Annotated in this window: 11 protein-coding genes; 5 read left to right on the plus strand and 6 right to left on the minus strand. The window is 53.9% G+C overall.

Annotated features, from left to right (window positions below; translation table 11 throughout):
• Positions 1-8 precede the first annotated feature (8 nt).
• Positions 9-992, minus strand: coding sequence for a hypothetical protein (locus BUA28_RS07160; protein WP_072767430.1), 984 nt, complete (start codon positions 990-992; stop codon positions 9-11).
• Between the two features lie 35 nt (positions 993-1027).
• On the opposite strand from BUA28_RS07160, the gene BUA28_RS07165 reads away from it, so the two are divergent.
• A complete protein-coding gene (locus tag BUA28_RS07165) occupies positions 1028-1228 on the plus strand; it encodes a hypothetical protein (RefSeq protein ID WP_072767431.1) in 201 nt (66 codons plus the stop codon).
• 74 nt (positions 1229-1302) lie between these two features.
• Positions 1303-1764 (plus strand): SRPBCC family protein, encoded by a 462-nt coding sequence (locus BUA28_RS07170; protein ID WP_072767432.1) that lies wholly within the window; start codon positions 1303-1305, stop codon positions 1762-1764.
• A gap of 33 nt (positions 1765-1797) precedes the next feature.
• On the opposite strand, the gene BUA28_RS07175 is transcribed toward BUA28_RS07170, so the two are convergent.
• The 3 genes from BUA28_RS07175 to BUA28_RS07185 all read right to left on the minus strand — a co-directional run bounded on the left by BUA28_RS07175 (position 1798) and on the right by BUA28_RS07185 (position 3854).
• Positions 1798-2244 carry a cupin domain-containing protein gene (locus BUA28_RS07175; RefSeq protein WP_178297935.1) on the minus strand — a complete coding sequence of 149 codons (447 nt, stop codon included), beginning with the start codon at positions 2242-2244 and terminating at the stop codon, positions 1798-1800.
• A 275-nt stretch (positions 2245-2519) separates the two neighbouring features.
• Positions 2520-2771, minus strand: a complete 252-nt coding sequence (locus BUA28_RS07180) for a hypothetical protein (RefSeq protein ID WP_072767433.1) — start codon at positions 2769-2771, stop codon at positions 2520-2522.
• 357 nt (positions 2772-3128) lie between these two features.
• Positions 3129-3854: a DUF4198 domain-containing protein gene (locus tag BUA28_RS07185; protein WP_072767434.1), complete on the minus strand. Its 726-nt coding sequence runs from the start codon at positions 3852-3854 to the stop codon at positions 3129-3131.
• 327 nt (positions 3855-4181) lie between these two features.
• Here BUA28_RS07185 and BUA28_RS07190 point away from each other — a divergent pair, with 327 nt between their 5' ends.
• Positions 4182-6146: an ATP-dependent nuclease gene (locus tag BUA28_RS07190; protein WP_072767435.1), complete on the plus strand. Its 1965-nt coding sequence runs from the start codon at positions 4182-4184 to the stop codon at positions 6144-6146.
• 210 nt (positions 6147-6356) lie between these two features.
• Here BUA28_RS07190 and BUA28_RS07195 read toward each other — a convergent pair whose 3' ends face one another.
• The gene (locus tag BUA28_RS07195) at positions 6357-6803 is read right to left on the minus strand and encodes a hypothetical protein (RefSeq protein ID WP_072767436.1); all 447 of its coding nucleotides are present in this window, start codon (positions 6801-6803) and stop codon (positions 6357-6359) included.
• Positions 6770-7132, minus strand: a complete 363-nt coding sequence (locus tag BUA28_RS07200) for a hypothetical protein (RefSeq protein ID WP_072767437.1) — start codon at positions 7130-7132, stop codon at positions 6770-6772. The genes BUA28_RS07195 and BUA28_RS07200 overlap by 34 nt, the downstream gene beginning before the upstream one ends.
• A 705-nt stretch (positions 7133-7837) precedes the next feature.
• Here BUA28_RS07200 and BUA28_RS07210 point away from each other — a divergent pair.
• The gene (locus BUA28_RS07210; protein ID WP_072767439.1) at positions 7838-9133 is read left to right on the plus strand and encodes a metallophosphoesterase family protein; all 1296 of its coding nucleotides are present in this window, start codon (positions 7838-7840) and stop codon (positions 9131-9133) included.
• A complete protein-coding gene (locus tag BUA28_RS07215) occupies positions 9130-12642 on the plus strand; it encodes a YhaN family protein (RefSeq protein WP_072767440.1) in 3513 nt (1170 codons plus the stop codon). Before BUA28_RS07210 ends, BUA28_RS07215 begins: the two co-directional genes overlap by 4 nt.
• Positions 12643-12656 lie beyond the last annotated feature (14 nt).

A 12656-nucleotide genomic window follows, 5' to 3' on the forward strand; every position in this document is an offset into this window, starting at 1 on the left:
GTCGAGCTTCAAATTTCTTCCAAGGAATGAGCATTTACACCGGCAATAAGAGTGTAGTTGATGGTTCCGGTTGTGCCCTTTTTTATCGATGCCGGCACCTGCTGGAACGCCCAGAGGCCGAGGTTGTCATGGCGCAGGTTCTGGCTGTTGTTGAAAAATGCGCGGACCATAATGGGGCCTGCTGTCGGGCCTGTGGTTGAATTTATCCTGATTCTGTAGCTCGGCGTATTTCCGTTGGGCCACCCGGCATCATCTGTATGGATAGAGTCGAACATTGGCTTTGCAGGGTTCAGTGCGTGGGGCGTCACTGGCAGCAGCAGATTTGCCAATGAGGAATCGTAGGATGACGTCGCGGTATCGTTTTCGGTATGCAAACGAAGCGCGTCAACATCATGCCGGACATTATCAATAAACATGCTGGAAATCTGAAGGAGCCGCATCGACTCGAATGTTTTTGTTTGCATGGGATCCGGTATCACGTCCTCTGTGAATTCAAACGTTCCCGCCACATGGAGTGTGCTGGCAAGCTCATGTGGCTCTTCCAGTGCCAACAGCCAGGTGAGATCCATGATCTGATTAGTCGTTCCGCTGTCTCGTAAACGATTTGCAGGGGAGTTCGTAATGCGGATCAGCATCCTGCCCGTGCTACCTTGATTGAGCTGGGAGGTGTCAATGGCAACGCGCTTTAACTGGGGATGGAAGAATAAGGTCTTTTTCGGGCATGAAGCCGATGTGCCGGAGATTGCAGGGCCGAGGACCAGACTCTGACCGAACGGCAGTGGCGGCGTTGGATCAGCCCCCGCCTTAAGCCGCAGATAACCGGAAGAGTAGATGACAAGAACCTGGGGAAAACGGCTTGTATTGGATACGCGTTTCGCAAAGGATAAAAGCTTTGTCCTCCCCATTGATTCTCCGTTGATCAGGACTTCGAATGGATCTTCGGGAATGAACGCCCGCAGCTTTTTAATCACCCACACGCCGTCGTTAAACATCCTTAAGCTCCGTACCCTTTTTCCAGGAAAATGCCATGAAAGGCTTTTTTGGCGTCGTCGATAATTGCACCTGCTTCTATTCCATAATTGAACCGGTTCATGACAGCGCAAAACTGGCCGATGAGCTTCACTACGTGATGAATACACCCCGACTGCAAAGCAGGCGGCATCTAAAATTCTGGGAGGATTACTTCATGGATGCGAACCGTCGACCCAGGTCCGTATCCACCTCATAGATTTGAGGAGCAGCGAGATTCGGGATATTGTGCGTTAATTCAGGCGTCCGGGGAGCGAAAAAAACAGGAAGAAAATGCCAAAAATCTACAATTCAATTATCGTTCCCGCTCCGATAGAGCAAGTATGGTCGAGAATACGCGACTTCCACGACTTTTCCTGGGCGCCATCCCTCATTGGTTCTTGCGAGAAGGTCGGCGAGAGCAATGGATATTGCGTGGGTGCGCGGCGGCTATTGAACGGCGTGTTTCTGGATACCCTGATCGCCTATAACCAGATCGAAAAACGCATCATGTATTCCATGGATGAGGGGCCATCTCCAGTCTCGTCAAGAGAGATTCACGATTACCTAGGAAATCTGCACCTGCTACCCGTTACGTCCGATAACACGACGTTTGCCGAGTGGTCCGCATCCTGGGAGTCGAAAAATACCGACGCGATTGAATACATGAACCTTGTATACCGGTCGCTCCTCAGCGATCTCGCCGTGGGGTTTGGTGCGGAGAATCGTTACGGTACGCCGGACAATGCCGAATAGCGCAAAAGCGGATCGCTGGCAATTCCGGCTGGGCTATTTGTCGTAGGTGGTCAGTTGTGCGCCCGTCGGAGCGATAATCGTGGCGAGTAGGCGCGCAGGTAGCGTCCTGCTGGGATTCTCCATGAATGAATGCACGGTCCCGTGCGGTTCGCTCCAGCTTTGACCGGCGCGATACTCTATCAGCTCGCCACTGTCGAGCTGCGAACGAACAATCCCTTCAAGCACATAGACGAAGACGATGCCTGCATGACGATGGCTGGCGCTTCTGGCGTCAGGCGCCAGATTCACGATGACTGCTGTCAGTGTCTGCCCAGGATCATTGGGAAGCACCTCCGCCGTGACAGGCGTGAGAGTAATTCCATCGGACGTGTCCCCGGCTTGTGCACCTCCAGCGCCGGCCAGACATCCAATACTCAGGAAGGCAGCGGCAAGAAATATTTTAACGACGCGCTCCAGGCCCATGATTGAATCGAACTTCATTGTCATTCCCATCGATAATGTTCCTCATGAATGCGAATCGTGCAATCGTGCTTGAAACTGCGAAAAGCCGCTGTTTGCGCCGCTAAAGAGCGCAATATAGCAACTATTTGCAGGGATGTCAGGAATCTCGAGTACGAACCTACCTGTAGAACGTACCGCAGAGGCGTTCATATTCTTTGCAAACCTGCTTCCTTCTGTTCGTGGCCGGGCACGTGCCGAGGCCGCTGCGCATGGATACTGGCGGCTCTTGAAACCCATGAAAAGTGGTTAGTAGTTTATCGAGGCTTCGAGCGGTTGCGTTTACCATAAATGGGTGATGGATAGGCTCCGCGTTTGTTCTCGCCGGGTGTGAGATAAACCCAGGTGCCGCCGCCACCTCCCCAGGTCTGCACGTCATCGGACGCGTCCAACAGTTTTAAATACAGTGAGGAAAGCCATTTTGCCTTATAACGTGCTTTGGCGAGATCCACGTAACCGCTTAAATAATAGAGTGCCCATGAACCCGCCCAACCGACAGTCTGACGCATGATTATCTGCCTCCGGAATTGTACTTGCCGCAAGTAAGCGTGATGTACGCGCACTGGCAGCTGCAAGCGCACATCTTACGAGCTTGATCGGCGTTAGCAATTGGACTCTGGTACTAGCTTGTCACGCCGCATCCCGCCAACAGCGCGGGGCGCCATGCAGCTTCTGCCAGCTTCTGCCGAAGCGCGAACTGTTGAGGCTTTAAAAAGGCGGTTGAGTCGTTACCAAAAAGCTGACCGCAAATCCATCAGCCTGGTACTGGTGGGAAGGTTTCGAAGGAACAACCGTTGGAGGGGAAAAAGAAAACAGATCGGGTTAAACCTGACTGTCCCGATCCGTTTTTATTTATTATGTGATCTTTATTTCTCGTTACTTGCCTTATTTTCGTGCGACCCTGCCGGGATATCGAATGTCAGCGTTGCACGATGGCGAAGCGCTTCAAATTTATTCCCTTGAAATTCTCCCGGCTGCCTTTCCAGGTGTATGACTTCCAGGACGTACTGGCCGGGCCAGGGCGTTTTTATGTTGATCTTGCCGTTTTCGTCAGCCGTGTATTCCTGCATCCAGAAATTGGGGGCGTAGACCATCACTTTGGCTTTTGCCAGCGGCGCATTCTGAAAATAAACAGTGAATGCGTTAGGGGATCCATTCTCCGGGACTATATCCAGCATGAGTTCCAGTTTATGGGCTGTATGTTCCGCCAGCGGACTGAAGCGCGTGTAAAACATTGGCTTCACGATACCGATACCTTGTTTGGTCCAATTCTTGACCTCATAGGCAAGCTCTTCGGCAATAATCGGTGATTTATGATCTGAAATCACGCCGAGATCGAAGTGAGTCTCTTTTCGTACTACTTTAATCTCATTCCGATTCCCGGCCGCGTCGAGTATCCATACTCGTGGTCCTTTTATCTCATCAAGTCTGCCCGGACTCGTCTCTCTTTCCTGTTCCTGGTATTCCCCGAAATAAAGCCGTGCATGATGCGACTTGTCCTGTTCGATCCAGATGTAATGCGCAGCCGCGGGGAATGCGAGGGTCAGTCCGGTTAGAACCAGGGCGGCATGAACAAGCAGTTTCTTAAACATGATGTAATTCCCTTGAAAATAAAAGATAAAGTAATTCAAACCAATACCATTAACAAGTAGCGATTAAAGTAAAGTTAAACGACGACACTCGAGTTGATCTGCTCATTGCTTTGCATCCTTTGCACCCAACCCGCGCCGCGCTGTGCTGGGAGGCGAACACCCTGTTACGCTATATGTCGTAGATAGCAGCCAAATCTGCTTCTCATGATTCACGTAAATTACTTTGACCGTGTGGATGCCGAGTCCGTATGCACACGTGGCGTCGTAAATCCATTGCTGACTAACTGCGTATGTGTCTACAATTGTCGCTAAAGTAGAGGAGCTTACATGAAATTGGTGCGTGCACGAATTCAGAATTTCCGAAATATCGAGGATTCCGGGGAGTTCAGCCTTGATGAGCACATAACCTGCCTGGTCGGGAAGAATGAATCGGGCAAGACAACGCTGTTGACGGCACTTTATCGGCTCAATCCTATCTTCAGGGACGCGGGTTTCCAGTGGCAAATAGACTACCCCCGACGCCACTTATCGGACTACGAAGAACGCCACGATGGCAAGGATGCGGATGTAATCACAACATGGTGGACAATCGAACCCGCCGAAAAACAGGCTATCGCCAATGCGTTCGGCGCTGGAGCACTGCAGAGCGACGAAGTCGTGGTAAAAAAGGACTATGGCAACGTAATCCGCTGGACAATCAGGTTCGATGAAGCGGCCATCGTTCAACATCTCATTGATACCAGCAGTCTCCATGATGAAAAAGCGCATATCGGTTCAGTTCAAACGATGGCGGAACTGAAGGCAAAAACAGAATCGCTTCATGAATCGTCACCGGGCAGATGGCAATGCATCCAGAAAATTGACCTTGATTTTCCGGAGGCCTCGGTTTCCCAGGCTATTGTAAAACTGCTGGACCTGCCGGAATTCATGCTGTTCTCCCAATATCAACGGATGCAAGGTCAGGTCAGTCTTGAGCAGATTCAGCAGAGGGAATCAAGCAACACGCTTGAAGCGGCGGACCAGGTGTTCATTGCGCTCTGCAAAATGGCAGGCACCACGATTGCACAAGTTGCCTCCATTCAGGATTTCGAAAGCATGGTTTCGCGTTTCGAAAGCGCATCCAATAAGATTTCCGCTGAAATGTTCCGTTACTGGAGCCAGAATAAATTCCTCAAGGTAATTTTCCGGCTGGACCATGCCCTGCCCGGTGACCCGCCTCCTTTCAATAGTGGCCGCATCTTCCGGACTCGCATTTTAAATGAGCTTCACGATGTGACGGTTCCGTTCGACGATCGCAGCACGGGTTTTGTCTGGTTTTTCTCCTTTCTTGTGCTGTTCTCACAGATGAAGAAGCAACACCAGAAAAGGATGGTGTTGTTGCTGGATGAACCGGGGCTGAGCTTGCATGGCAAGGCGCAGGCCGACCTTCTGCGCTACTTCCGGGAGCGTCTTGCGCCCGACCATCAAGTCATCTACACGACGCATTCGCCATTCATGGTGCCGTCCGACAACCTGCTCTCGGTGCGCACTGTCGAGGATATGGTTGTTTATCTTGAGAATGGGGAGCCCGAAGTTAAAGGTACCAAAGTCGGCAGCGAGGTGCTCAGTACCGATCCGGATACGCTGTTTCCACTGCAGAGTGCGCTGGGTTACGAGATGACCCAATCGCTGTTTGTCGGTGAACATACATTGCTGGTGACGAGACCGTCCGATCTTCTTTTCTTGCGGGCAATGTCGGAAGTACTGCGTTCTCACAAGCGCATACCGCTTGATCCGCGTTGGACCATCTGCCCGGCTGGCGGCATTGAGAAAGTTAGTGCTTTCATGAGTTTTTTTGGCGGTAACCGTTTGCACGTTGCGGTGCTGACAGATTTTGCATCAGATCACGAGAGGGTCGAAAACCTGCGCCGATGGAATACCTTGCGCGATACGCATATTTTTTCGATGGGCGCCACGACAGGCCAGCAGGAGGCGGATGTCGAAGATATGCTGGGTGCCGGGCTTTACGTGGAGATCGTGAATGCGTGTTATGGCCTTAAGGGGCGGCAGGCCCTGCCTGTCCCTTCAGCTGGTGCGGGGGCGCGCATTGTCGTGTACGTGGAAGAACATTTCCGTACGCAACAAGATGTTGTCCCGGGCGTGAATCCCAAGTTCGACCGTTACGCCCCCGCCGTCTATTTCACGGAGCACCAATCCGAAATCATCAAGAAATTGTTTGGCGCGGATCTGAAAGCCACTCTTACCCGGTTTGAAAAATTATTCACCGAGTTGAATGCGCTGTTGCCGGAATAGTCGCATACCGATGGCAGAGCGATGCCGTTGCATAAAAGACCAATCCGATGGTTTGGTCCGGGTCTGGTAGCGGTGGAGCCCCAATAGGCGACTCCTTTCCGGATTTCAGTACTTCTATGCAGCAGAGATGTTTATTCGGGAAGCCCAGGAATTTGGTATGTACCAAGTAACCTGGTTGAGTCCGATGAAAGTAATGGAAGGGCCGTAAAATCAGGCAAACCAGCGTAAGAAAGCGGCTGCGGTCAGCGCCGTTACGCCCAGCGCAATAAGCAGTTTCCAGGCAGCGCGGCGTTTTTCTTCAGTCCAACCAGCGCCCTGGCGCAGATACATTACGGCAATGCTGAGGCCGCCCACCGCACACATGATTTTGATCAGCAGCGCGGCAAAGGCTACTCCGTGCAAGTCGGGCAGCTTTTCGTAAAAATAATAGCTGACTGCGCTGAACCCCATGCCGCTCAATGCTTGAGCTGCCCAGCCTAACCCGACCAGCCACGCAAACTTGCGCTGGACGGGGACGGGCTGTGCTGCCGGGTAGAGCGCAAAAATTGCAACGCCTACCACGGCAGCGGCGCCAAAATTGTGCACGAGTTGCACAATGGCGTAGTCGAGGTTTTCAAACACAATTATGTGGTTGGCTCTACGCTGACATTGATGCATTTCTGCGCGCCGATCGGGGTGTGCGCCTTGTTGACCACCTTGATGCATATCTCGTGCTGGCCCGCCGGAAGTGTTCCCAGTGCGTGGGTGCCTTTTAATCCGCGTAACGTCACAGCTTCGTTGCTGTCGAGGTAAAGATGCGTATGATCACCTTTTTTTCCCAGTGACACCTCGTAGTCGATATTGACATCGCCTTTCGGGCTAATTTTGGCGCCATCCGGAGGTGACGAAATCGCGACGGAAGCGTCGGCCGAAGCGCCGGCGGCAAATGAAACCGGGACATAGCAGCCAAGAACAAGTGAAGCTGCCAGAACGTAAGATATACGCATCGTTATTCTCCTTGAAATATTAAATTGAAGTGGCCATAAAAAAGACGGGAAATAGTTTATTCAGCGCAAAGTCACATAAACCGGAAACTTGTAGATTCCAGGCGAACTCTACATTTCGAATTCTACCCTTGAAGTATGTCCCAGCCCAGTTTCGTTTTGCGCCATCGGCCGGCTTCAGCGACCTTGGAGCCCACCCCGCTTTCGCGTGAATGGAAAAACCGGCTGACCACTGAATGGCCTGCATAGTCTAGCTCAGAATGCCCCGTCTTGCAGAGCTACAGTTGAACAAGATTTGAATGGTGGATGGAAATTATCCTGAATCCGGCAGTTGGACGGGTGACGTGTGTTCGCCAATCAGTGATATGCCAGTTGTACCTGGTACAACTGGCCAGCACGTCGCGAATTTCGGTTAAGCCGATTTTCAGGAATGCGATTTTCGCAAAGCGAATACAACTGGACTCAAGTACAGTTGCGCTAGCGATAGCGCGTGCAGGATCGACGCTTTGGTGGAGACATTCGCTCACTAGAATTGGCAGTTTGCTTACCGAGAAAAAAGATATCCTGTAAAGCTTGTCTACGGATGTGCTTGAATATTGCTGTCGAGTCGACTGAATAACTTGTGATTACCGGCTAACTTGTGATTACCGGCAGGGGAGGACAGCAAGCGCGGCCCGGTCGTAACGATCGAAATAGGGGAATTTATAGATGCGTTTTATCCATGCGGCTGATTTGCATATCGATAGCCCGCTACGCGGTTTAAGCCGCTATGACGGGGCGCCTGTTGACCGCTTGCGCAATGCCACCCGCCGGGCGCTGGTGCAACTGGTGGACCTGGCGCTGGATGAGCAGGTAAATTTTGTGCTGCTGGCTGGGGATCTCTACGATTGCGATTGGTCGGATTTTCATACCGGCCTATTTTTCCGCGAGCAGATGGTGCGGTTGGGGCGTGCCAATATTCGGGTGTTTATCGTGCAGGGCAATCACGATGCGCAGGGCGTCATCAGCCGCCAGTTACCCCTGCCGGAAAATGTAACGACGTTTTCCAGCAAGAAATCCGAAACAGTGCGGCTCGATGATCTGGCGGTGGCCATCCACGGGCGCAGCTTTCCGGATCGGGAAGTGCCGGATGATCTGGTGCCGCTTTACCCGGAGCCTGTGCACGGTCTGTTCAATATCGGCGTGCTGCATACGAGCTTGACCGGCGCCATGGGCCACGATACTTATGCCCCGACCAGTCCTGGCGTGCTCATGGCCAAGGGCTACGACTACTGGGCATTGGGCCATGTCCATGCCCGGCAGGTCGTGTCCGAGAAAGCGCCTCGCATCGTGTTTCCCGGGAATTTGCAAGGGCGTCATGCTAACGAAACCGGCCCCAAAGGCTGCGAACTGGTCACGGTAAATGCGGGCACTGTCGAAGCAAGTTTTATTGAACTTGATGTCGTGCGCTGGCATCAAGTGACGGTGCAACTCGATGGCGTGGATGATGTTGCGCAAGCGGCCGAGCAGGCGCGGAAAGCACTGGCAGCCGCCATAGCGGGTGCAACCACTCTCCTGCACGCGGTCAGGGTCAATCTGATCGGACAAACCCATCTATACGAGTTGGAAGCGGAGCAGCCGGGGACGTTGGCCGCCACAGTACAGGCTGCGGCACAGGATATTAATGATTGCGAAGTCTGGATCGAGCAAGTGCGCCTCGCCATCAGCTCGCCGATTGATCGTGCCCAGGCTATGGAAGGGCAAGACGCCATTGCAGAGTTGGTCCGCCTGGTAGATGAGCTGGCTGCGGATGATGCCATGCTGGCGGATTGGTCGAAGCAGGCGCTGGGAGACGTACTCGCCAAGCTACCGGCAGAAGTACAGGCCGATGCGGAAAGTGACAGTCTTCCCCGGCTTGATGATCCGGCCGCGCTGCGAAGCCTGCTGGCGGATGCCGAGGCAACGTTGCTGGCGCGCCTGAACGTGGAACGTGCCAATGGTGCCGATGGACGTGGCGGCCGATGAGAATAGAGAAGCTATTTTTGTCCGCCTTCGGTCCGTTCACGGATCGCGAGCTGGATTTCGCGGCGACGCCCGCCAATTTCCACCTGATCTATGGCCCGAACGAGGCCGGGAAGTCATCGGCTTTACGCGCGATGGGCGACCTGCGGTTTGGCATCCACCCGCGTAGCACGGACGATTTCATTCATGAATACAGACGTATACTGCTCGGAGGCGTATTCGCGAATACTGGCGGCGAACGCGTTGCCCTGGCGCGCCGCAAAGGAAACAAGCAGACGCTACTCTATGCCGATCCAGGAAACGGTAAGCCGATCGGCGGTACCGCCGTCGCTTCCGCCGTTGAGCGTGCGCTGACCGGAGGCCTGGATCGGAAACAGTTTGAGGTTATGTTTGGAATCGATCATGAACGCCTGCGCGAAGGCGGCAAGCTGCTGTTGAGCGCGGATGGCGAGCTTGGCTCGGCATTGTTCGAAGCCAGCGCCGGAACGCGAGGTGTAACGGCTCTATTGGCTTCGCTACAGGAGGATAGCCGCCGCTATTTTATCCCCCGCTCCAAACAGGCCACTCTCAACGAAGCCAGCCTCCAGATTGATGAATACAAGCGCGCCTATCGCGCAGCGCTCACCAGGCCTGCTGAGTGGAAAGACCGCCAGCGCACCCATGCGGATGCAAAGGCAAAGCTTGCTGAACTGAGGGACCGATTGGTTAAACTGCGGCTCAGGGAAAACGAGTTGACTGAATTGCGGGCAGTTCAGCCGCTGCTGAAGCAATATGATGACGCTCTGGCTGCGCTGGACGGCTTGACGGAGATCCCGTTATTACCCACAGATGCAAGAGAAAATCGCCTGGCCGCCGAACAGTCGCTGCAGGCAGCACGAAAAGCTATTTCCCGGGCGGATGCCGAGTTGGTGGAATATGCTCAGGAAAAGGCGCAACTCATGACCGAACCAGCATTGTTGAGGCATGCCGCCGCGATTGAGCGCTTGATCAAAGATCGGGATGTGGCGAGCTATACGTATGTTGAATTACGGAAAACCCGGGCTGAGGCTGATAGCGGCCGGCTCACGCTGGCTGAGATGACAGCCAAAATTGCAGGAGGTCGTGCAATTGATGATGTGCTGGCAGCCGTTCCCTCCATGGCCGACCGGGTGATGCTGAATGAGCATCTTGCTCAGTGCGATACCTTGGAAGGACGTTTGAGTTCGCGCCACGAGCGGGTCGCGGACATTCGGAAAAAACTGCAACAGCAGCCGGAAGGCAATCGGCCAATGGCGGATGCGGCCTTGCGGCAAGCAATTGAAGAAGCATTGCATACCGCACAAACAATGGGTGATTTCACAAAGCGCCACGAGAAGCTGCAAGGCGAAATAGAGGATCATGCGCGGCGGGTGCGGCAGGGCTTGGCTGACCTTGGGCTGTCTGCCGTGGAACAACTGCAAGGCAGCCAGCTATTATTGGGTGCGGAAATAACCTCTGCGGAAAACGAATTCGCTCGGCTTGAAACCGAAATCAATAGCTTGCACAAGGAGGAAACAGCGCTCAAACACGACCTGCAAGCTCAACAACGGCGTCAACATGAATTTGCGGCGGCGGGTGAAGTGGTCACCGCGCAAACTTTGCGCGCAGCCCGCGTGCATCGCGACCATGGTTGGGAGTTGATACGCAAGGCATTTATTCAGCGTAGCGAAAATCCGGAATCGCTTGCCGCCCAATTTGATTCGAACTACCCCTTGCCTGAAGCATTCGAGAATTCGCAGAACGAGGCAGACCGTCAGGCGGATCTGTTGCGCGAAGGCGCCGAGCGAGCCACCAAGGTGGCTGAGTGCGAGATGCGTATCGCTGAAATGGAAGCACGATGGAAAAAAATGATTTTGTTGAAGCAAGCCAATGCACTGGCGCAAGAGCAGGCTCAGTCAGCTTGGCTTAGCAGGCTCTCCGCAGCCAACTTGCCTGTCCATCAACCGGCTGCGCTGCGGGAATGGTTGAATCTGCGCAGTGCGGTTCTGGAGCGGGTCACCCATCACGTTAAGGTATTGGATGAGCGGTCTCGTCTTCTCGCTGAAGCGGAACAGGCTGCATCGAAGCTTGGCATGGCGCTGTCCGCCGTGGGGGAAGTGGTCCAGGCTGATGTACATAGCCTCAGCCCAATGATTGCGCGGGCTTCGGATTGGATTCGAGCCATGATCAAGGTGGCTGCGGACGAAGCGGCTCGTCAAAATGCAATAAAGAGCCTCGAAAACGACCTCAATGCGGCATATCAGGATATCAGGAAGTTCGGTGATGCACTGTCTGTGCATATGGGCAAGCTGGCTGCCTGGCATACACGGCTGTTCCTTGCCGAAGACAGTTCGCCGGCGGCAATCAAGGCCAGGCTCGATGAACTCGATGCGGTGCAAAACGCCAGAATTGCTCAGGATGACCGGTTGTCGCGTATCCGTGCTCTTGTTGCGATCCAGGATTCCTTGTTGGACCAGGCAAACCGGCTTGCGGCATTACTGGGCGAGCCTGAGTGCCGCCACGTGGATGATTTCGTTGATCGTTTGCAAGACCGCTTAACAGGATCCCGTTCAGCGGAAAGGAGCAATAGCGAACTCGATCGCCGGGCTGAGGCTGCTCAGCGCAAGAAACGTGAAGCTGAAGCGGAGCAGTCGGCGAGCGAAGCGGCGCTTCTCGCCCTGTGCCATGCAGCGGGTGACGTGGATGCAAATAATCTAAGCGAGGTCGAGGAACAGTCGGCCAAAAAACGGCTATTACAGGAAAAGGCTGAATCGCTGATTGGGCAGTTGCGTGAAGCGTCGACCTCAACGCTTCCGGAATTGCGAGAGGCCTTGTCGGGGCTCGATATCGCGGAAACAGACGTTGAGCGGGAGCAATGCCGGGCATCCATCAAACAACTTGAAGAGGAGGTTAACGCAGCGGCAGATGCAGAGCAATCGGCACGACGTTCACTGGATGAGATCGATACTTCCGATCATGCTGCGGAAGCCAGAGAGCAGATGGAGTCGGCTATTGCGCGTTATCGCGCTGGAGTAAAACCATGGGCGCAGCTGAAGCTGGCCGAATCGCTCCTGCGCGAGGCGTTAAGGCGCTTTCGCGACAAGGCGCAAGCACCCATGGTGACGCTGGCCTCCGAGTATTTCAGGCTGATCACGAATGGCCGCTATCGACGTCTGATCGTGGATGACTCGGCTGAGCAGCCTGCGTTGCAGGCGGAGCGCGACGATGGCAGGCATATTGGCGTATCGGCCATGAGCGAGGGTACTGCAGACCAGCTTTATCTCGCCCTGCGCCTGGCTGCACTGGAACTGCAACGCAACGAGCAGCGGCAAATGCCGTTGATTCTTGATGATGTTCTGATTACTTCCGATGATCATCGCGCCGCGAACGTATTCAGCGCGCTGGCACGTTTTTCCGAGGGCGGGCAGGTGATGCTGTTCACGCATCATCGCCATCTCATCGAGATAGCCAGCAGGGTTTTGCAGACCGATGTTTTGGCGATTCACTCACTATGATCCGAACGAGATGA

The organism is Nitrosospira sp. Nsp11 (genome assembly GCF_900142705.1).
In the GTDB taxonomy this organism is placed as follows: Bacteria; Pseudomonadota; Gammaproteobacteria; order Burkholderiales; family Nitrosomonadaceae; genus Nitrosospira.

What these genes read in the sequence shown, in the direction of transcription:
- BUA28_RS07180 (WP_072767433.1), bottom strand. Translation starts at nt 2,771, where the DNA reads ATGCGTCAGACTGTCGGTTGGGCGGGTTCATGGGCACTCTATTATTTA.
- BUA28_RS07200 (WP_072767437.1), bottom strand. Translation starts at nt 7,132, where the DNA reads ATGCGTATATCTTACGTTCTGGCAGCTTCACTTGTTCTTGGCTGCTAT.
- BUA28_RS07190 (WP_072767435.1), top strand. Translation starts at nt 4,182, where the DNA reads ATGAAATTGGTGCGTGCACGAATTCAGAATTTCCGAAATATCGAGGAT.
- BUA28_RS07170 (WP_072767432.1), top strand. Translation starts at nt 1,303, where the DNA reads ATGCCAAAAATCTACAATTCAATTATCGTTCCCGCTCCGATAGAGCAA.
- BUA28_RS07195 (WP_072767436.1), bottom strand. Translation starts at nt 6,803, where the DNA reads ATGCATCAATGTCAGCGTAGAGCCAACCACATAATTGTGTTTGAAAAC.
- BUA28_RS07185 (WP_072767434.1), bottom strand. Translation starts at nt 3,854, where the DNA reads ATGTTTAAGAAACTGCTTGTTCATGCCGCCCTGGTTCTAACCGGACTG.
- BUA28_RS07215 (WP_072767440.1), top strand. Translation starts at nt 9,130, where the DNA reads ATGAGAATAGAGAAGCTATTTTTGTCCGCCTTCGGTCCGTTCACGGAT.
- BUA28_RS07175 (WP_178297935.1), bottom strand. Translation starts at nt 2,244, where the DNA reads ATGAAGTTCGATTCAATCATGGGCCTGGAGCGCGTCGTTAAAATATTT.
- BUA28_RS07210 (WP_072767439.1), top strand. Translation starts at nt 7,838, where the DNA reads ATGCGTTTTATCCATGCGGCTGATTTGCATATCGATAGCCCGCTACGC.
- BUA28_RS07160 (WP_072767430.1), bottom strand. Translation starts at nt 992, where the DNA reads ATGTTTAACGACGGCGTGTGGGTGATTAAAAAGCTGCGGGCGTTCATT.
- BUA28_RS07165 (WP_072767431.1), top strand. Translation starts at nt 1,028, where the DNA reads ATGAAAGGCTTTTTTGGCGTCGTCGATAATTGCACCTGCTTCTATTCC.